Origin of the sequence: Escherichia sp. TW09308, assembly GCF_000208565.1 — a bacterium.
Taxonomy (GTDB): domain Bacteria; phylum Pseudomonadota; class Gammaproteobacteria; order Enterobacterales; family Enterobacteriaceae; genus Escherichia; species Escherichia marmotae.
This window is the reverse complement of record NZ_AEME01000001.1, coordinates 2,894,284-2,914,407: the sequence shown is the minus strand read 5'-3', so window position 1 is coordinate 2,914,407 and position 20,124 is coordinate 2,894,284. Positions and strand designations below refer to the sequence as shown.

General features: G+C 51.5%; 16 protein-coding genes and 3 pseudogenes. 11 read left to right on the top strand and 8 right to left on the bottom strand.

The window, feature by feature from the left end; genetic code table 11:
* Position 1 precedes the first annotated feature (1 nt).
* The 7 genes and pseudogenes from ygiW (at position 2) to ESM_RS01000000124915 (ending at position 9,822) form a co-directional block, all read left to right on the top strand.
* Complete coding sequence (gene ygiW, locus ESM_RS0113860) at positions 2 to 394, top strand: OB fold stress tolerance protein YgiW (RefSeq protein WP_000712662.1); 393 nt, start codon at positions 2 to 4, stop codon at positions 392 to 394.
* Positions 395 to 445: 51 nt separating this feature from the next.
* Complete coding sequence (locus ESM_RS0113855) at positions 446 to 928, top strand: AraC family transcriptional regulator (protein ID WP_000796007.1); 483 nt, start codon at positions 446 to 448, stop codon at positions 926 to 928.
* A gap of 108 nt (positions 929 to 1,036) precedes the next feature.
* A complete protein-coding gene (locus ESM_RS0113850; protein WP_000288650.1) occupies positions 1,037 to 2,644 on the top strand; it encodes an ABC transporter substrate-binding protein in 1,608 nt (535 codons plus the stop codon).
* A 137-nt stretch (positions 2,645 to 2,781) separates the two neighbouring features.
* Entirely contained in the window at positions 2,782 to 5,040 is a 2,259-nt protein-coding gene (parC, locus tag ESM_RS0113845) for a DNA topoisomerase IV subunit A (RefSeq protein WP_001281917.1), read from the top strand.
* Between the two features lie 228 nt (positions 5,041 to 5,268).
* The gene (plsC, locus tag ESM_RS0113840) at positions 5,269 to 6,006 is read left to right on the top strand and encodes a 1-acylglycerol-3-phosphate O-acyltransferase (RefSeq protein ID WP_000965727.1); all 738 of its coding nucleotides are present in this window, start codon (positions 5,269 to 5,271) and stop codon (positions 6,004 to 6,006) included.
* A 71-nt stretch (positions 6,007 to 6,077) separates the two neighbouring features.
* Positions 6,078 to 7,491 (top strand): annotated as a pseudogene (ftsP, locus tag ESM_RS01000000124920) (cell division protein FtsP).
* A gap of 110 nt (positions 7,492 to 7,601) precedes the next feature.
* Positions 7,602 to 9,822, top strand: a pseudogene (locus tag ESM_RS01000000124915) (YgiQ family radical SAM protein).
* 44 nt (positions 9,823 to 9,866) lie between these two features.
* On the opposite strand, the gene yqhH reads toward ESM_RS01000000124915, so the two are convergent.
* From yqhH to yqhD, 4 genes are all read right to left on the bottom strand, one after another.
* The gene (gene yqhH / locus ESM_RS0113825) at positions 9,867 to 10,124 is read right to left on the bottom strand and encodes a lipoprotein YqhH (protein ID WP_000848538.1); all 258 of its coding nucleotides are present in this window, start codon (positions 10,122 to 10,124) and stop codon (positions 9,867 to 9,869) included.
* A gap of 35 nt (positions 10,125 to 10,159) precedes the next feature.
* Entirely contained in the window at positions 10,160 to 11,089 is a 930-nt protein-coding gene (locus tag ESM_RS0113820; RefSeq protein ID WP_001248952.1) for a YbjP/YqhG family protein, read from the bottom strand.
* 199 nt (positions 11,090 to 11,288) lie between these two features.
* On the bottom strand, positions 11,289 to 12,116 hold the full coding sequence (gene dkgA, locus ESM_RS0113815) for a 2,5-didehydrogluconate reductase DkgA (RefSeq protein WP_000184343.1): 828 nt from the start codon (positions 12,114 to 12,116) through the stop codon (positions 11,289 to 11,291).
* A 103-nt stretch (positions 12,117 to 12,219) separates the two neighbouring features.
* Positions 12,220 to 13,383: an alcohol dehydrogenase gene (gene yqhD / locus ESM_RS0113810; protein ID WP_001058791.1), complete on the bottom strand. Its 1,164-nt coding sequence runs from the start codon at positions 13,381 to 13,383 to the stop codon at positions 12,220 to 12,222.
* 193 nt (positions 13,384 to 13,576) lie between these two features.
* Here yqhD and yqhC point away from each other — a divergent pair, with 193 nt between their 5' ends.
* A complete protein-coding gene (gene yqhC, locus ESM_RS0113805; protein WP_016249216.1) occupies positions 13,577 to 14,476 on the top strand; it encodes a DNA-binding transcriptional regulator YqhC in 900 nt (299 codons plus the stop codon).
* A gap of 39 nt (positions 14,477 to 14,515) precedes the next feature.
* On the opposite strand, the gene yghB is transcribed toward yqhC, so the two are convergent.
* Positions 14,516 to 15,175, bottom strand: a complete 660-nt coding sequence (yghB, locus tag ESM_RS0113800) for a DedA family general envelope maintenance protein YghB (protein WP_000268420.1) — start codon at positions 15,173 to 15,175, stop codon at positions 14,516 to 14,518.
* Between the two features lie 139 nt (positions 15,176 to 15,314).
* Positions 15,315 to 16,502 (bottom strand): cystathionine beta-lyase, encoded by a 1,188-nt coding sequence (metC, locus tag ESM_RS0113795; protein WP_010378808.1) that lies wholly within the window; start codon positions 16,500 to 16,502, stop codon positions 15,315 to 15,317.
* A 251-nt stretch (positions 16,503 to 16,753) separates the two neighbouring features.
* On the opposite strand from metC, the gene exbB reads away from it, so the two are divergent.
* The gene (gene exbB, locus ESM_RS0113790) at positions 16,754 to 17,488 is read left to right on the top strand and encodes a tol-pal system-associated acyl-CoA thioesterase (protein WP_000527841.1); all 735 of its coding nucleotides are present in this window, start codon (positions 16,754 to 16,756) and stop codon (positions 17,486 to 17,488) included.
* A gap of 6 nt (positions 17,489 to 17,494) precedes the next feature.
* Positions 17,495 to 17,920 (top strand): TonB system transport protein ExbD, encoded by a 426-nt coding sequence (exbD, locus tag ESM_RS0113785; RefSeq protein WP_001240714.1) that lies wholly within the window; start codon positions 17,495 to 17,497, stop codon positions 17,918 to 17,920.
* A 326-nt stretch (positions 17,921 to 18,246) separates the two neighbouring features.
* On the opposite strand, the pseudogene ESM_RS0113780 reads toward exbD, so the two are convergent.
* A pseudogene (locus tag ESM_RS0113780) lies at positions 18,247 to 18,423 on the bottom strand (SDR family oxidoreductase); the annotation flags it as partial.
* A 126-nt stretch (positions 18,424 to 18,549) separates the two neighbouring features.
* Between ESM_RS0113780 and ESM_RS0113775 the strand changes: the two are divergent.
* Positions 18,550 to 19,044, top strand: coding sequence for a TIGR00645 family protein (locus tag ESM_RS0113775; protein WP_001517102.1), 495 nt, complete (start codon positions 18,550 to 18,552; stop codon positions 19,042 to 19,044).
* A 39-nt stretch (positions 19,045 to 19,083) separates the two neighbouring features.
* Here the strand turns inward: ESM_RS0113775 and gpr are convergent, their stop codons facing one another.
* Positions 19,084 to 20,124 carry an L-glyceraldehyde 3-phosphate reductase gene (gene gpr, locus ESM_RS0113770; protein WP_000262134.1) on the bottom strand — a complete coding sequence of 347 codons (1,041 nt, stop codon included), beginning with the start codon at positions 20,122 to 20,124 and terminating at the stop codon, positions 19,084 to 19,086.

Here is a 20,124-nt window from a genome sequence, read left to right as displayed (position 1 = left end):
CATGAAAAAATTCGCAGCAGTAATTGCAGTAATGGCCCTGTGTAGCGCACCGGTTATGGCAGCAGAGCAGGGGGGCTTTTCTGGCCCATCGGCAACACAAAGTCAAACCGGAGGATTCCAGGGGCCGAACGGCAGCGTAACTAACGTAGAAAACGCGAAATCTTTGCGTGACGACACCTGGGTAACTCTGCGTGGCAATATCGTTGAGCGCATCTCTGACGATCTGTATGTGTTCAAAGATGCCAGCGGCACCATCAATGTCGATATCGACCACAAACGCTGGAACGGCGTGACAGTTACGCCGAAAGATACGGTTGAGATTCAGGGGGAAGTGGATAAAGACTGGAACTCTGTTGAGATTGACGTGAAACAGATCAGTAAAGTCAATCCGTAATTGTTACTGCTCCCGGGACGCGTTCCCGGGAATAATTTCGCAGGGAGCAACATGAAAAACCGTGCACTGGACGTAAATATTATCGATTTCCCATCAACCCGCGTGGCGATGTTGCCGCATCGCTGTAGCCCTGAGTTGCTCAACTACAGCGTGGCGAAATTTATCATGTGGCGCAAAGACACGGGGTTATCTCCCGTTAACCAAAGCCAGACTTTTGGCGTCGCCTGGGACGATCCTGCCACCACTGCGCCAGACGCGTTTCGCTTTGATATTTGCGGCAGCGTTAACGAGCCTGTTCCGGAGAATCGTTATGGTGTGAGTAATGGCGAACTCACCGCAGGGCGTTATGCGGTTGCCCGTCATTCTGGCGACCTGGATAACATATCTCACACTATCCGGGCCATCATTCGCCGTTGGCTTCCTGATAGCGGCGAGAAAATGCGTAACGCACCGATATTGTTTCACTACACCAACCTGGCCGAAGGGATGTCAGAGAAGCGGCTGGAAACGGATATTTATGTGCCGTTAATGTGAAGGGGGATCTTTTCCGGAGTGTGAGCCAAATCACTCGCGATAAGTTTGAGCTAACAATGCCACTGGCGTATTGTTGTCAGGCTTATAATTTCTCCGGTAAGGAATACCATGTATACGCGAAATTTATTATGGCTGGTCAGCCTGGTAAGTGCGGCTCCTCTCTATGCTGCTGACGTTCCCGCCAACACACCGCTCGCCCCGCAACAGCTCTTTCGTTACAACAATCATAGCGACCCCGGCACGCTTGACCCGCAAAAGGTTGAGGAGAATACCGCCGCGCAGATTGTGCTGGATCTGTTTGAAGGTCTGGTATGGATGGACGGCGAAGGTAAAGTGCAACCTGCCCAGGCTGAATCCTGGGAAGTGTCAGATGGCGGCAAACGCTATATTTTCCATTTACGCAACGGCTTACAGTGGTCTGATGGTCAGCCTCTGACAGCTCAGGATTTTGTCCTCGGCTGGCAGCGCGCGGTTGACCCCAAAACGGCAAGCCCTTTTGCTGGCTATCTGGCGCAGGCGCATATTAAAAATGCAGCGGCTATCGCGGCGGGAAAATCGGATGTCTCATCGTTAGGCGTGAAAGCGACGGATGACCGCACTTTTGAAGTCACGCTTGAGCAGCCCGTACCGTGGTTTACGACAATGCTAGCCTGGCCGACGCTGTTTCCGGTTCCGCATCATATGATTGCGAAGTATGGCGATAGCTGGAGTAAGCCAGAGCATATGGTTTACAACGGTGCTTTTGTGCTTGATAAATGGGTGGTTAACGAAAAGATTACCGCACGCAAAAATCCAAAGTACCGCGATGCACAACATACGGTATTGCAGCAGGTTGAGTATCTGGCACTGGATAATTCAGTCACCGGCTATAACCGCTATCGTGCGGGTGAAGTCGATCTCACCTGGGTTCCGGCACAACAAATTCCTGCTATTGAAAAATCACTGCCTGGTGAGTTGCAAATTATCCCGCGTCTGAACAGTGAATATTACAATTTCAATATCCAGAAACCACCGTTTGACGATGTTCGTGTCCGGCGGGCGCTATATCTGACGGTCGACAGGCCGTTAATTGCGCAAAAGATACTCGGGTTGCGAACGCCTGCAACCACGTTGACGCCGCCAGAGGTAGAAGGCTTTAACGCGACGACGTTTGATGAACTGCAAAAGCCGATGAGTGAGCGCGTGGCGACGGCAAAAGCCTTGCTCAAACAAGCGGGGTACGATGCATCTCATCCGCTACGCTTTGAACTGTTCTACAACAAGTATGATTTGCATGAAAAAACGGCAATTGCGTTGTCTTCCGAATGGAAAAAATGGCTTGGTGCACAGGTGACGCTGCGCACGATGGAGTGGAAAACCTATCTTGATACCCGGCGAGCCGGTGATTTCATGCTATCGCGGCAGTCGTGGGATGCGACGTACAATGATGCTTCCACTTTCCTGAACACGCTCAAAAGCGATAGTGAAGAGAATGTCGGTCACTGGAAAAATGCGCAGTATGACGCGTTGCTAAATCAGGCGGCGCAGACCACTGACGCGACAAAGCGTAATGCGTTGTATCAGCAGGCAGAGATGATCATTAATCAGCAGGCACCGCTCATTCCCATCTACTATCAGCCGCTGATCAAATTGCTTAAACCTTACGTTGGCGGTTTCCCGCTGCATAATCCCCAGGATTATGTCTACAGCAAAGAGTTGTATATCAAGGCACATTGATGCCTTTATCGCCGTCGGAGCACGTCCGGCGGCGCTATTCACGCTGATCTCCTGTGACTCGACGCGACAGATAATGTAGTATCTCCGGCAATATTGCCCCTTTGAAGGCTGGCGAATAAGTTGAGGAATCAGAATTAATGAGCGATATGGCAGAGCGCCTTGCGCTACATGAATTTACGGAAAACGCCTACTTAAACTACTCCATGTACGTCATCATGGATCGTGCGTTGCCGTTTATTGGTGATGGTCTGAAACCCGTTCAGCGCCGCATTGTGTATGCGATGTCTGAGCTGGGTCTGAATGCTACCGCCAAATTTAAAAAGTCGGCCCGTACCGTCGGTGACGTACTGGGTAAGTACCATCCGCACGGCGACAGCGCCTGCTATGAAGCGATGGTTCTGATGGCGCAGCCGTTTTCTTACCGTTATCCGCTGGTTGATGGTCAGGGGAACTGGGGCGCGCCGGACGATCCGAAATCGTTCGCGGCAATGCGTTACACCGAATCCCGTCTGTCGAAATATTCCGAGCTGTTATTGAGCGAGCTGGGGCAGGGGACGGCGGATTGGGTGCCAAACTTCGACGGCACCTTGCAGGAGCCGAAAATGCTGCCTGCCCGCCTGCCGAATATTTTGCTTAACGGCACCACCGGTATTGCTGTCGGGATGGCAACGGACATTCCGCCACATAACCTGCGCGAAGTCGCACAGGCAGCAATCGCCTTAATCGACCAGCCGAAAACCACGCTCGATCAGTTACTGGATATTGTGCAGGGGCCGGATTACCCGACCGAAGCGGAAATCATCACCTCCCGGGCGGAGATCCGCAAAATCTACGAAAATGGTCGTGGTTCTGTGCGTATGCGCGCAGTGTGGAAGAAAGAAGATGGCGCGGTGGTCATCAGTGCCTTACCGCATCAGGTTTCTGGTGCGCGCGTACTGGAGCAAATTGCTGCGCAAATGCGTAACAAAAAGCTGCCAATGGTTGACGATCTACGCGATGAATCCGACCACGAGAACCCGACCCGTCTGGTGATTGTGCCGCGCTCTAATCGCGTGGATATGGATCAGGTGATGAATCACCTCTTCGCCACCACCGATCTGGAAAAGAGCTATCGCATTAACCTTAATATGATCGGTCTGGATGGGCGTCCGGCGGTGAAAAACCTGCTGGAAATCCTCTCCGAATGGCTGGTATTCCGTCGCGATACCGTGCGCCGCCGTTTGAACTATCGTCTGGAGAAAGTCCTCAAGCGCCTGCATATCCTGGAAGGTTTGCTGGTGGCGTTTCTCAATATCGACGAAGTGATTGAGATCATTCGTAATGAAGATGAACCGAAACCGGCGCTGATGTCGCGTTTTGGCCTCACGGAAACCCAGGCGGAAGCGATCCTCGAATTGAAACTGCGTCATCTCGCCAAACTGGAAGAGATGAAGATTCGCGGTGAGCAGAACGAGCTGGAAAAAGAGCGTGACCAGTTGCAGAGCATTCTGGCTTCCGAGCGCAAGATGAATAATCTGCTGAAGAAAGAGTTGCAGGCCGATGCGCAAGCATATGGTGACGATCGCCGTTCACCGTTGCAGGAACGCGAAGAAGCGAAAGCAATGAGTGAGCACGACATGCTGCCGTCTGAACCCGTTACCATCGTGCTGTCGCAGATGGGCTGGGTGCGTAGCGCTAAAGGCCACGACATTGACGCCCCAGGTTTGAACTACAAAGCGGGTGACAGCTTTAAAGCTGCGGTGAAAGGCAAGAGCAACCAGCCAGTGGTGTTTGTTGATTCTACCGGACGCAGCTATGCCATCGACCCAATTACGCTGCCGTCGGCGCGTGGTCAGGGCGAACCGCTTACTGGCAAACTGACGTTGCCGCCAGGTGCTACCGTTGACCATATGCTGATGGAAAGCGACGATCAGAAACTGTTGATGGCTTCCGATGCGGGTTACGGTTTTGTCTGCACCTTTAACGATCTGGTGGCGCGTAATCGTGCAGGTAAGGCATTGATCACTTTACCGGAAAATGCGCATGTCATGCCGCCGGTAGTCATTGAAGATGCTTCTGATATGTTGCTGGCAATCACTCAGGCAGGCCGCATGTTGATGTTCCCGGTAAGCGAGCTTCCGCAACTGTCGAAGGGTAAAGGCAACAAGATCATCAACATTCCGTCGGCAGAAGCCGCGCGGGGCGAGGATGGTTTGGCACACCTGTATGTACTGCCGCCGCAAAGTACCCTGACCATTCATGTCGGGAAACGCAAAATCAAACTGCGCCCGGAAGAATTGCTGAAAGTTACCGGTGAGCGTGGCCGTCGCGGCACCTTGATGCGTGGTTTGCAGCGTATCGACCGTGTCGAGATTGATTCGCCTCTCCGCGCCAGCAGCAGCGATAGCGAAGAGTAATATGCCGGAGGGGGCTTTCTCCCGTTTGCAAGGACTGCCGGATGGAACGTTAAGTCGTCATCCGGCAGCGTAATCAGCCCCAGGAAACGATAAAAATTCCCTTGAAACCGTTGTTTATTCATGCGTTGCGATTAACAATACGCTTTTCCAGAGAGCGGCTTTTAACAATGCCCTAACCTGATTTCAGGTGACGTACAATGCCAGTCTCTCAGATCTTCAGAGGGTGTTATGCTATATATCTTTCGTCTTATTATTACCGTGATTTACAGCTTGTTAGTCTGTGTTTTCGGCTCCATTTACTGTCTGTTCAGCCCGAGAAATCCGAAGCATGTGGCCACCTTTGGGCATATGTTTGGTCGTCTTGCGCCGCTGTTCGGCCTTAAAGTTGAGTGTCGCAAACCCGCTGATGCTGAAAGTTATGGTAATGCTATCTATATCGCTAACCACCAGAACAACTATGACATGGTGACGGCATCGAATATCGTGCAGCCACCGACAGTCACTGTGGGTAAAAAGAGTTTGCTGTGGATCCCCTTTTTTGGTCAGTTGTACTGGTTAACTGGCAACTTATTGATCGACAGAAACAATCGTACTAAAGCGCACGGCACTATCGCGGAAGTGGTGAATCACTTCAAAAAACGCCGTATTTCCATCTGGATGTTCCCGGAAGGAACGCGCAGCCGTGGTCGTGGCCTGCTGCCGTTTAAAACAGGGGCATTTCATGCGGCGATTGCGGCAGGCGTCCCCATTATTCCCGTGTGTGTTTCCACAACTTCGAATAAGATTAATCTTAACCGACTGAATAATGGTTTAGTGATCGTAGAAATGCTGCCGCCAATTGACGTCAGTCAATATGGTAAAGATCAGGTTCGCGAGCTGGCTGCCCATTGTCGTTCGATAATGGAACAAAAAATAGCCGAGCTCGATAAAGAAGTCGCAGAGCGCGAAGCCGCCGGAAAAGTTTAAGTCGGCAGTCTGTTTTTGCGGGAATGTTTTCCTGCACGGTATTACTTTAGCCAGTTTTACATGGAGCAAATATGTCACTCAGTCGGCGTCAGTTCATTCAGGCATCGGGGATTGCACTGTGTGCAGGAGCAGTCCCCCTGAAGGCAAGCGCAGCCGGGCAACAGCAACCGCTGCCCGTTCCGCCGCTGCTTGAATCTCGCCGTGGGCAACCGCTGTTTATGACAGTACAACGTGCGCACTGGTCATTTACGCCAGGAACGCGCGCGTCGGTTTGGGGTATCAATGGTCGCTACCTTGGGCCGACTATCCGCGTCTGGAAGGGCGATGATGTTAAGCTGATTTACAGCAACCGACTGACAGAAAATGTCTCAATGACAGTCGCCGGGCTACAGGTGCCAGGCCCGCTGATGGGGGGGCCTGCACGCATGATGTCGCCAAATGCTGACTGGGCACCTGTGCTGCCAATTCGTCAGAGCGCCGCGACCCTGTGGTATCACGCCAACACACCGAACCGCACGGCACAGCAGGTTTATAACGGCCTTGCCGGGATGTGGCTGGTGGAAGATGAAGTCAGCAAGTCGCTGCCAATCCCTAATCATTATGGAGTGGATGATTTTCCGGTCATTATCCAGGATAAACGGCTGGATAACTTTGGCACGCCGGAATACAACGAGCCGGGAAGCGGCGGTTTTGTTGGCGATACGCTACTGGTCAATGGCGTACAAAGCCCGTATGTTGAAGTTTCGCGCGGTTGGGTGCGCCTGCGTTTATTGAACGCGTCGAACTCCCGTCGTTATCAATTACAGATGAGTGACGGACGTCCGTTGCACGTGATTTCTGGCGACCAGGGGTTCCGTGCCTGCACCCGTGTCGGTGAAACAGCTTTCGCTGGCACCGGGCGAGCGTCGTGAGATTCTGGTGGATATGAGCAACGGTGATGAAGTGTCGATCACCTGTGGTGAAGCGGCGAGCATTGTTGATCGTATTCGTGGCTTCTTTGAGCCATCCAGCATTCTGGTTTCCACGCTGGTGCTGACGCTGCGCCCGACCGGTCTTCTGCCGCTGGTGACAGACAGCCTGCCGATGCGTTTGTTACCGACCGAAATAATGGCCGGCTCTCCGATTCGCAGCCGTGATATTAGCCTGGGTGACGATCCTGGCATCAACGGGCAGTTGTGGGACGTCAATCGTATTGATGTCACCGCGCAGCAAGGTACGTGGGAACGCTGGACGGTGCGGGCAGATGAGCCGCAATCATTCCATATTGAAGGCGTGATGTTCCAGATCCGTAACGTGAACGGCGCGATGCCATTCCCGGAAGACAGAGGCTGGAAAGACACCGTATGGGTTGATGGGCAAGTGGAACTGCTTGTCTATTTCGGTCAGCCTTCCTGGGCGCATTTCCCGTTCTACTTTAATAGCCAGACGCTGGAAATGGCGGATCGCGGTTCCATCGGGCAACTGTTGGTTAATCCGGTACCTTAATCTCCATACTCGCCCGAGGAGGGCGAGTATGGAATACCTTTCGATTTCTCTTTCGTTCCGGCTTATAATCCCCGACCTTTGATTATTTTTTTACCATTTCTGGAAGCAAAATGAGCTCTATCTCCCTGATCCAACCGGATCGCGACCTGTTCTCCTGGCCGCAGTACTGGGCCGCCTGTTTTGGACCGGCACCGTTTTTGCCGATGTCTCGTGAAGAGATGGATCAACTTGGCTGGGATAGCTGCGACATCATTTTGGTTACTGGCGACGCGTATGTTGATCACCCGAGCTTCGGGATGGCGATTTGCGGTCGTATGCTGGAAGCGCAAGGCTTTCGTGTCGGGATCATCGCCCAGCCGGACTGGAGCAGCAAAGATGATTTTATGCGTCTGGGCAAACCGAATCTGTTTTTCGGCGTGACTGCAGGCAACATGGACTCGATGATCAACCGTTACACTGCCGATCGTCGTTTACGCCATGACGATGCCTACACCCCGGATAATGTCGCGGGTAAGCGTCCGGATCGCGCGACACTGGTTTATACCCAGCGTTGTAAAGAAGCATGGAAAGATGTACCGGTGATCCTCGGTGGTATCGAGGCCAGCCTGCGTCGTACCGCGCATTATGATTACTGGTCTGACACCGTGCGCCGTTCGGTGCTGGTAGATTCCAAAGCCGACATGCTGATGTTTGGTAACGGTGAGCGTCCGCTGGTGGAAGTGGCGCATCGTCTGGCGATGGGCGAGCCGATTAGTGAAATCCGCGATGTACGTAATACCGCGATTATCGTGAAAGAAGCGCTACCTGGCTGGAGTGGCGTGGATTCTACTCGTCTCGACACTCCCGGGAAAATTGACCCGATCCCGCATCCGTATGGCGAAGATTTGCCGTGCGCGGATAACAAACCGGTGACACCGAAAAAACAGGAAGCGAAAGCCGTTACTGTGCAGCCGCCGCGTCCGAAACCGTGGGAAAAAACCTACGTGTTGTTGCCTTCATTCGAGAAAGTGAAGGGCGATAAAGTGCTGTACGCACATGCTTCGCGTATTCTGCACCACGAAACCAACCCAGGCTGCGCTCGTGCGCTGATGCAAAAACATGGCGACCGCTATGTGTGGATCAACCCGCCAGCCATTCCGCTTTCTACCGAAGAGATGGACAGCGTCTTTGCGTTGCCGTACAAGCGCGTGCCGCATCCGGCTTACGGTAATGCCCGTATTCCGGCTTACGAAATGATCCGTTTCTCGGTCAATATTATGCGTGGCTGCTTTGGCGGCTGTTCTTTCTGTTCTATTACCGAGCATGAAGGGCGCATTATTCAGAGCCGTTCGGAAGACTCGATCATTAATGAGATTGAAGCGATCCGCGATACCGTTCCGGGCTTTACGGGCGTGATTTCCGATCTCGGCGGGCCAACGGCCAACATGTATATGTTGCGCTGCAAATCGCCACGCGCCGAGCAGACCTGCCGCCGCTTGTCGTGCGTGTATCCGGATATTTGTCCGCATATGGACACTAACCACGAGCCGACGATCAATCTCTATCGCCGTGCCCGCGATCTGAAAGGCATTAAAAAGATCCTGATCGCCTCCGGCGTGCGCTATGACATCGCCGTAGAAGATCCGCGCTACATCAAAGAGCTGGCGACCCATCACGTCGGTGGTTATCTGAAGATTGCGCCGGAACATACCGAAGAAGGGCCACTGTCGAAGATGATGAAGCCGGGCATGGGTAGCTATGACCGCTTTAAAGAGCTGTTCGACACCTACTCGAAACAGGCAGGCAAAGAGCAGTATCTGATCCCGTATTTCATCTCCGCACACCCCGGTACGCGTGATGAAGATATGGTGAACCTGGCGCTGTGGCTGAAAAAACACCGCTTCCGTCTCGACCAGGTGCAGAACTTCTATCCGTCGCCGTTGGCTAACTCGACCACCATGTATTACACCGGCAAAAACCCGCTGGCGAAGATTGGTTATAAGAGCGAAGACGTCTTCGTACCGAAGGGCGACAAGCAGCGACGTTTGCATAAAGCGTTATTGCGTTACCACGATCCGGCAAACTGGCCGTTAATCCGCCAGGCGCTGGAAGCGATGGGTAAAAAGCATCTGATTGGCAGTCGTCGCGATTGCTTAGTGCCTGCGCCAACCATTGAAGAGATGCGCGAGGCCCGTCGCCAGAACCGCAATACCCCGTCCGGCGTTGACCAAACATACGCCAATGGCGACCCAGCGCCAGACACCTGCCGGAGCAAAGAAAGCGCCACCCGCGCAATCTCGCCCGGTGAATGCAGGGGCGAAGAAACGCCCAAAAGTGGCTGTTGGTCGTTAAGTTAATTATCCCCGGTAGCAGAATTGCTACCGGGGATATTTTTATCATTCCGCATACATACGCAAGCAGCGCAGGCAATCAAAATAGTCTTGCGCATCAAGGCGTGTATTGGCTCTGTTAGCTTCGGATTTGGCGGCGTAGATCTGCGGGCGTAATGCTTTTATATCCTGCTCAAGTCGGGCGATTTTGGCATTTAATGTTTGTACATTACCCGCCAGTTGACTGACCTTTTGTTCATTGACGCAGCTACTTAGTAAGCTGGTCGCCAGAACAACAGCTCCCACGGTGAAAATCGTTTTCATATAGTGTTCCCTTTTATTTATTATTCCTATTCAACTCACTGCTTTAATCTGGCCGCAGTCTTCGCTTCAATCTGTTTAAGCAAACTTCCGCTATTCGGACGGATGAAATCTGCAATTTCCCACAGCCCTTCGCGCCGCTGTAAAACCAAATCCTGCTCTTCGCTGTTGCCATTGGTCAGCGCAATACGAACATGGATGCGGGCGGAATCAGCGGTTTTCTCCAGTACACGGATTTCATTAATGCGAGAAAATAGCGTTTCTTCGCCAAAACAGATCGGATTATCGTAAATAAATTGCCGCTCGATTTGCATATCTTCATCGGGGTTGCTGTCAGTTTTGAAGGTAGTTTTATAGAAGGCATTAACGGCCTGACGATAAGTGTCGGAAACAACCCACGTCCAGGGCCAGCTATAATCGGCAATATGCTCAAATAGTTCACTGACAAAAGCTTCTGGCTGTTCTTTTTGCAGCGATGCCAGCGTTGCCAGGATTTTTTCATTCTCGCTATTAACTGCCTGCCAGACGCTACCATGATTGCTGGCAATATCGTCAATGACCCAGCGATCATTTTCGGCCACCATTTTCAGCGTTTGCGTGGTCTTTTCTTTATCGTCTTTGAAGGCACGAAAGCGCACAACGGCATCCGCGTGGTCGGCGTCTATTTGGGTAATCGCTACGCTTTCTAACACCAGATCGCCAAAATCCTGACAGTCACAAATCGGATCGTAATCCAGCCAGCCAATATTGCCCGGTAGAGTGAGATTATCATTCAGGGTTAGCACCTTTTGTATGCGTTCAGATGTTATTGCCTGCTCTCCTGTTGCACCGAAATAAGGCGCACTGGCATCCGATTTATAGTTTTGATAAATCAGGCGAACTGTTTGTTCAGCGGTTAGCGATGGTGATTGTGCCTGAGTCGTGAAGCTTGCAAAAACAGCCAAAAACAGAAGAAGTATTTGTCTCATCTGTTTTTTACCTCACCGTCGCGTTTATCCATATTGTAGATGCTTTGTTGCTTTAAGAGCTTCCAGCTCCGCATGATCATGTCCTTAAATGTGGCATTTCTGAACGGAGGAGAGTAACAACGGGCGGGAGGCGAGGGGAATAAATGATTTCTGAAAAGTCCGGTAGCGGAACATTACCGCCACCGGGAGAATTTGTGCGTTAGCCGCCGAACTGGTCGGGATCGGGACCGAGGCGTTTACCTTGATCGAGTTTCGCGATTTCACCAAGTTCGTCTTTGTCGAGACGGAAATCCCAGACATTAAAGTTTTCGGCAATGCGTGAAGGTGTGACTGATTTTGGGATCACCACCAGGCCGTTATCCAGATGCCAGCGGATGACAATCTGTGCTGGAGTTTTGCCGTATTTATCCGCCAGATCGCGAATGATTTTCTGGTCAAAGACACCTTTTCCGCCTTGCGCTAACGGGCTCCAGGATTCGGTCTGAATTTTGTGCGTAGCGTTCCAGGCGTGAAGCTGGCGTTGCTGCATCAGCGGATGAAGTTCGATCTGATTAATCACGGGGGGCACGCCAGTTTCATCAATCAGACGTTGCAAATGGTGGATCTGGAAGTTACAGACGCCGATGCTTTTGATTAACCCCTCTTTTTGCAGCTCGATCATTCCCTTCCATGCTTCGACATAATGGTCGATAGCGGGAACGGGCCAGTGCATTAAGTAGAGATCGATATAATCAAGCTGGAGTTTTTTCAGGCTGTCCAGCAGGGCTTCACGGGGACGCTTGTGGTCGTCGTTCCACAGTTTGGTAGTGATGAACAACTCTTCTCTGGCAAGTGCGGCATTTTTCAGTGCCTTGCCGACGCCTTCTTCGTTTTTATAGGCCGCGGCGGTATCAATCGAGCGATATCCCACTTCCAGGGCTTTTTGAATCGCGGTGATTACCTCCTCATTACTTGCTTGCCAGACGCCCAGTCCCAACTGGGGCATGACATTGCCATCCTGTAGCTTAATAACGGTTGGATTAGTCATATGTTCCTCCTTATATGAACTCACCGGAGCAGGCTCCGGTGAGGTGTTGTGAACTTAAGTCTGGACGAAATACCCAAAAACGAAAGTTTGAGGAGGAAAAAGCTTAACGGGCTGCTTCGTAAATGCGACGGCTGACATCCAGCGTAATATCATGATTTTCGCCCAGTTGGGTCATGCCGTGTTCTTCCAGCTTCTTCAGTAATGCCGGGATAGAACTGCCGTCCAGACCGTAGTCGGACAGGCGCGTCGGCACGCCTAATTGCTCGAAGAAGTTGCGGGTAGCGGCAATTGCGGCGTCAATACGCTCGTCATCGGAACCTTCGGTGATGTTCCAGACACGTTCAGCGTATTGCAGCAGTTTCGCGCGCTTGGTGTCGCGTTTTTCATTCCATAGCGCAGGCAGGACGATAGCCAGCGTTTGCGCGTGATCCAGGCCGTGCATAGCAGTCAGTTCGTGGCCCAGCATATGCGTTGCCCAGTCCTGCGGTACGCCCGCGCCAATCAAACCGTTCAGTGCCTGAGTCGCTGCCCACATGACGTTCGCGCGCACATCGTAGTTTTCTGGCTCTTTCAGGGCTTTCGGGCCATCTTCGAGAAGCGTCAGCAAAATACCTTCTGCGAAGCGATCCTGAATTTTGGCATCAACCGGTTTGGTAACATACTGTTCTACGGTGTGTACAAAGGCGTCCACTACGCCATTAGCCACCTGGCGCGGCGGCAGGGTGTAGGTATAAACCGGATCGAGCACGGCAAATACCGGCTGAACGTGGGCAGAATGAAACGCCTGTTTGTCACCGGTGGTTTTGCGAGAGATCACCGCACCTGCGTTGGATTCTGAACCGGTCGCTGGCAGCGTCAGCACGCAGCCCATTGGGATGGCACTTTTAATCTCTTTACCACCCGTTTGCAGGATGTGCCACGGATCGACATTCTCAGGATAATTTGCTGCTGCGGCGATAAACTTGGTGCCGTCCAGTACGGAACCGCCACCAACCGCCAGCAGGAAAGTCACTTTCTGTTCGCGAACCAGTTTCACGGCGTTCATCAGCGTTTCATAAGTCGGGTTTGGTTCGATACCGCCAAACTCCAGCACGTCCATGCCTTTCAGGGAATCCAGTACTTGATCCAGAACGCCGGTTTTTTTAACGCTACCGCCGCCGTAAGTAATCAATATGCGGGCATCGTGAGGGATTTGCTCGCGTAAACCGGCGATAGCGCCTTTACCAAACAGAATGCGGGTTGGGGTATGCAGATTAAAGTTGTTCATTACTTGCTCTCTTTGCTGGGCCAATATGAGGGCAGAGATCAGTCTGCCTGATGTTTGTCATTGTGGTCGCCAGCGCCGTGGCTCTCAATGCTCATTTCTGCCAATGTCTTGCCTATTTCTCCAGAGTGCTGGAGAAATAGTACAAAATTGCGCACAATCAAATTGCCGCATTAATCCTAAGAAATTACACGATATGAAACGTGAAGAGATTTGCCGACTGCTGACGGATAAAATTAATAATCTGAAAAATAAAGAAAATAGTTTGTCAGAACTGTTGCCTGATGTGCGCTTGCTGTTTGGTGAGAATCCCGGGGCACGTACGCCGGTAATGTACGAGCCAGGCATCATAATTCTCTTTTCCGGGCATAAAATCGGTTATATCAATGAACGAGTGTTTCGTTATGATGCCAATGAATATCTGCTACTGACGGTGCCATTACCCTTTGAGTGCGAAACTTACGCTACGCCGGAGGTGCCATTAGCGGGCTTACGTCTCAATGTTGATATTTTGCAGTTACAGGAACTGTTGATGGACATTGGCGAGGATGAACATTTTCAACCGTCGATGGCAGCCAGCGGCATAAACTCCGCCACGCTGTCAGAAGAGATTTTATGTGCGGCGGAGCGGTTACTGGATGTGATGGAGCGACCGCTGGATGCGCGCATTCTCGGCAAGCAGATCATCCGCGAAATTCTTTACTACGTGCTGACCGGACCTTGCGGCGGAGCATTACTGGCGCTGGTCAGTCGCCAGACGCATTTCAGTCTGATTAGCCGCGTGCTGAAACGTATTGAGAATAAGTACACCGAAAATCTAAGCGTCGAGCAACTCGCGGCAGAAGCCAATATGAGTGTTTCTGCCTTCCATCATAATTTTAAATCTGTCACCAGCACCTCGCCTTTGCAGTATTTGAAGAACTACCGGCTGCATAAGGCGCGAATGATGATCATCCACGATGGCATGAAAGCCAGTGCGGCAGCGATGCGTGTAGGTTATGAAAGTGCATCACAGTTCAGCCGCGAATTTAAACGTTACTTCGGTGTGACGCCGGGTGAAGATGCAGCAAGAATGCGGGCGATGCAGGGGAGTTAAATGCGTTCCCGGCATTGCTGCCGGGAACAGAGGAAAATGTCAGGCGTTACCGTATTTTTTTTTAATTACCACAAACAGCGTGCCTAACAGGCCTGCGGTTAACAGGGCAATTGGCAGGATCATCAGAAACGTCATCACCTGATCTTCATGGCGTTTAACGAACGGGATCATGCTTAAGGCGTAACCAAAACTGGTCACCACGCTGACCCACAGCAGTCCACTTAGCCAGTTGAAAAACTGGAAGCGACGGTTTGGCAGACCGGAAATCCCCGCCATTGTTGGCAGCAGCGTGCGGACAAATGCGAGAAAACGCCCAGCCAGCAGAGCCAGCAAACCGTGGCGGTCAAACATACAGGTGGCGCGTTGATGATATTTAGCCGGAAGCTGCGCCAGCCAGCCTTTCACCGTTTTGGTATTACCTAACCAACGTCCCTGAATATAACTTAACCAGCAGCCCAGACTGGCTGCGGCAGTCAGAATCGCGATTGTTGGCAGAAAATCCATAACCCCCTGGGCAATCAGTGCGCCAGCCAGTATTAACAAGCTGTCGCCTGGCAAAAACGAGGCGGGCAACAGGCCGTTTTCTAAAAACAGCGTGGCAAACATGACAAAGTAAACAACGCTAACAATATGAGGGTCCGCCAGCGCGGCAAAGTCGTGTTGCCAGAGCGCAGCGATAATGTCTTGAATAACAGCCATGGACTTTCCTGTGGAACAGCGTTTAAGCCTTTATTTGCCTATTGTACTCCTGAATCGTCCGGGACGCCTTGATCCCGGACGCAACAATTTAAGACTAATCACAATTAAATGTCTGCAAAATTGTCCAAATTTGGCAATGTTACACAATTCGTGCAAAGCCCGCGTCCAGATCGGCAATCAGATCGTCGACGTTTTCCAGACCAATATGCAGGCGAATCAACGTGCCGCTGAAATCAATCTTTCCTTGTGGGCGGATGGCTGCGATATGTTCCGGCTGATTCGCAAGGATCAACGATTCATAGCCGCCCCACGAGTAGGCCATGCTAAATAAACTGAAGTTATCCAGATAGTTCGCCAGTTCTTCGTCGTTGAGTTTTTTCTTCAGCACAAAGGAAAATAGTCCGCTGCTACCTGTAAAGTCTCGTTTCCAGAACTCATGGCCTTTACTTTCCGGCAGAGCAGGGTGGTTAACCCGCTCAACCAGCGGATGCGCTGCCAGCCATTCCGCAACTTTCAGACTGCTTTCATGATGCTGACGCAGACGCACGCCTAAAGTGCGCAAGCCACGGCTGGTCATATAGGCGGTATCGGCATCGACCATCTGCCCCATCAGATAAGAGTTCTCCCGCAGTTGCTCCCAACAACGGGCATTGCACACCGCGGTGCCGATCATCGCATCTGAGTGACCCACAAGATATTTGGTGGCGGCCTGAATGGAAATATCGATACCAAAATCGAGGGCTTTGAACAGCACTCCGGCAGCCCAGGTGTTATCAATCATAATGATGGCATCTGGCACCACGCTGCGCACGGCGGCGACAATCGCCGGAACATCATGCACTTCCATAGTGATGGAACCTGGCGATTCCAGAAACACCACTTTGGTATTTGGCTGCAGATGTTTAACGATATTCGCGCCAATCAGCGGATCAAACCACGATGTCGTTACGCCCAATTTGCTGAGGATTTTGCTACAAAAATCCTGACTCGGTTCGTAGGCTGTGTTGGTCATCAACACATGATCGCCTTGTTCGACAAAGGCGAGAATGGAATTGGCAACGGCTGCCGCCCCGCAAGGAAACAGCACGCAGCCTGCGCCACCTTCCAGTTCACACATCGCTTCTTGCAATGAGAAGTGCGTTAACGTTCCGCGGCGGCCATAGAATAATTCACCATTGGCACGATTACGCGTCGCGTGTTTTTTTGCTTCCACACTATCAAAGACCAGCGAAGAGGCGCGCTGAATCACGCTATTTACCGCGCCAAGGGTATATTTTTTGCTGCGTCCTGCATTGACCAGTTGAGTATCAAGTTGTTTGTTTGCCATGTTGGGATTCCTGTTTTTATACGTCTGGATGTCTAAACTAGCATGAATAATAGTGGGCGCATCCTGAAGAATTGGCATAAAGCAGAAAATTTTCGCAAATGTTGTGCTGGTGGCTTTTTTACTGCGTAAACGCAAAGAAAAGAAAGCAAAGGTACGGCAGTATGCAAATAGTAATGAGAACGACTATCAATTCGACGTCGTTTTGATATTATTGTGCGCAGATTTTGTGACTTGCGTCCTGGAGATACACAGTGGGTAATAATTTAATGCAGACGGATCTTTCCGTCTGGGGTATGTATCAGCACGCCGATATTGTCGTTAAGTGCGTGATGATTGGGCTGATTCTGGCCTCCGTAGTCACCTGGGCAATCTTCTTCAGCAAGAGCGTTGAGTTCTTCAACCAGAAGCGTCGCCTGAAGCGTGAACAGCAACTGCTGGCTGAAGCTCGCTCCTTAAACCAGGCCAACGATATCGCCGCTGATTTTGGTAGCAAAAGCTTAAGTCTGCATTTGCTCAATGAAGCGCAGAACGAGCTGGAACTGTCAGAAGGCAGCGACGATAACGACGGTATTAAAGAGCGCACCAGTTTCCGTCTTGAACGTCGGGTCGCCGCAGTGGGGCGTCAAATGGGGCGCGGTAACGGCTACCTTGCAACCATCGGCGCGATTTCGCCGTTTGTGGGGCTGTTTGGTACAGTCTGGGGCATCATGAACAGCTTTATCGGTATTGCGCAAACGCAGACTACCAACCTGGCAGTTGTTGCACCGGGCATCGCAGAAGCGCTGCTGGCAACGGCAATCGGTCTGGTGGCAGCAATTCCGGCGGTTGTTATCTATAACGTATTCGCACGTCAGATTGGCGGCTTTAAAGCGATGCTCGGTGATGTCGCAGCGCAGGTGCTGTTGCTGCAAAGCCGTGATCTGGATCTGGAAGCCAGCGCCGCTGCGCATCCGGTTCGTGTCGCACAAAAATTACGCGCAGGATAATGTCCGATGGCAATGCATCTTAACGAAAACCTCGACGATAACGGCGAAATGCACGACATCAACGTGACGCCGTTTATCGACGTGATGTTGGTTCTGCTGATTATCTTTATGGTGGCGGCACCGTTAGCGACGGTAGATGTGAAGGTGAACTTGCCTGCTTCTACCAGCACGCCGCAGCCGCGCCCGGAAAAACCGGTTTATCTGTCGGTGAAGGCGGATAACTCGATGTTCATCGGTAACGATCCTGTCACCGATGAAACGATGGTTACGGCACTGAATGCGTTAACCGAAGGTAAGAAAGATACCACCATCTTCTTCCGCGCGGACAAAACCGTCGATTACGAGACGTTGATGAAGGTAATGGATACGCTGCATCAGGCGGGTTACCTGAAGATAGGTCTGGTTGGCGAAGAAACTGCCAAAGCGAAGTAACGCAGAATTGCCTGATGCGCTGCGCTTATCAGGCCTACAGACTCTATCGCAATATATTGAATTTGCATGAATTTGTAGGCCGGATAAGGCGTTCACGCCGCATCCGACATTCGGTGCTCAATGCCTGATGCGACGCTGGCGCGTCTTATCCGGCCTACAAAATCTATTGCAACGTTTTGAATTTTCATGAGTTTGCAGGCCTGATGAGGTGTTTTCGCCGCATCAGGCAAGAGTTAAAAGCACAATGATGCCCGGTCGCTTCTCACAACCGGGCATTTTTTCAGCCTAAATGCTCACCGCCGCACACGCCGTGCACTTCCGCAGTGACGTAGCCCTTTCTCCGCGACCTGTTTCGCCAGACCACGGCTGTAGTTAAGAATCGCCGTTTTCGTTGCAGCATAATCCAGCAAGTGTGGGCTTGGCTGATACGCCTGGATTGACGAAGTGGTTATGATACCGGAGCCTTTCGGCAACAATGGAATCGCTTCCTGGTTAATAAGGTAACCAGGAAGATCCCTAAACGTCGGATTTATTCGACAAAGGATTAACGTATATGTTGATTGGCTGTTGCGTGCTGTTTACTCAATTACGATATACTGTTGCCCGTTTTAACTACACGACAGGAATGTATGGAACGTTTTCTTGAAAATGCAATGTATGCTTCTCGCTGGCTGCTTGCCCCCGTGTACTTTGGCCTTTCGCTGGCGCTGGTTGCCCTGGCGCTGAAGTTCTTTCAGGAGATTATTCACGTATTGCCGAATATCTTCTCGATAGCGGAATCTGATTTGATCCTCGTGTTACTGTCGCTGGTAGATATGACGCTGGTTGGCGGTTTGCTGGTGATGGTAATGTTTTCCGGTTATGAGAATTTTGTCTCGCAGTTAGATATCTCCGAGAACAAAGAGAAGCTGAACTGGCTGGGGAAAATGGATGCTACGTCGCTGAAAAATAAAGTGGCGGCGTCGATTGTGGCAATCTCTTCCATTCACTTACTGCGCGTCTTTATGGATGCGAAAAATGTCCCGGATAACAAACTGATGTGGTACGTCATTATCCATCTGACGTTTGTGCTCTCTGCATTTGTGATGGGCTATCTTGACCGACTCACCCGTCATAATCACTGATCTTATTCGGGCGCGGTTCTCGCGCCCGGTATTAACACGTTATTTATCGGAAGACGCCTGCCACAGATTTAGCTCGCCATCAGCGATATGTTGGTCAATCTGCGCCAGTTCTTCGGCACTAAACAGCAGATTATTTAGCGCCTGTACGTTCTCCTCCAGTTGCTCCGGACGGCTGGCACCAATCAATACCGACGTCACTCGATCATCTTTCAGCAACCAGCTTAATGCCATTTGAGCCATAGATTGACCACGCTGCTGTGCCATTTCATTTAATAAACGCAGACTGTTGAGGTTGGCGTTGGTAAGCATTTTCGGCGTCAGGCCGCGAACTTTGTGCCCTTCACGATGCATCCGAGAATCTTCAGGAATACCGTTGAGATATTTTCCGGTTAACAATCCCTGGGCGAGCGGAGTGAAGGCAATGCAGCCCACACCGTTATTTTCCAGGGTATCCAGCAGACCGCTTTTATCCACCCAGCGGTTCAGTAAATTGTACGAAGGTTGGTGAATTAGCAGCGGAATTTTCCACTCGTGTAGCAACTCGACCATTTTTTGCGTTCGCTCTGGCGAGTAAGACGATATCCCGACATACAGAGCCTTACCACTTTGCACCGCATGGGCCAGCGCCGACGCGGTTTCTTCCATCGGCGTATTTTCATCGACGCGATGAGAGTAAAAGATATCGACATACTCCAGCCCCATACGTTTCAGGCTTTGGTCGAGGCTGGCGAGCAGGTATTTACGCGACCCGCCAGAGCCATACGGGCCGGGCCACATATCGTAGCCAGCTTTGGTGGAGATGATTAACTCGTCACGATAAGCGGCAAAATCTTCCCGCAGCAGACGGCCAAAGTTCTCTTCCGCACTGCCAGGAGGCGGGCCGTAGTTGTTGGCTAAATCAAAGTGCGTAATGCCCAAATCAAAGGCTTTACGCAGGATCGCACGCTGTGACTCCAGCGCGTTGACGTGACCAAAATTGTGCCACAAACCGAGCGATAACGCGGGCAGGCGTAAACCGCTTTTTCCGCAATAGCGGTACTGCATCTGCTCGTAACGCTCGGGATTCGCTAACCAGACCAT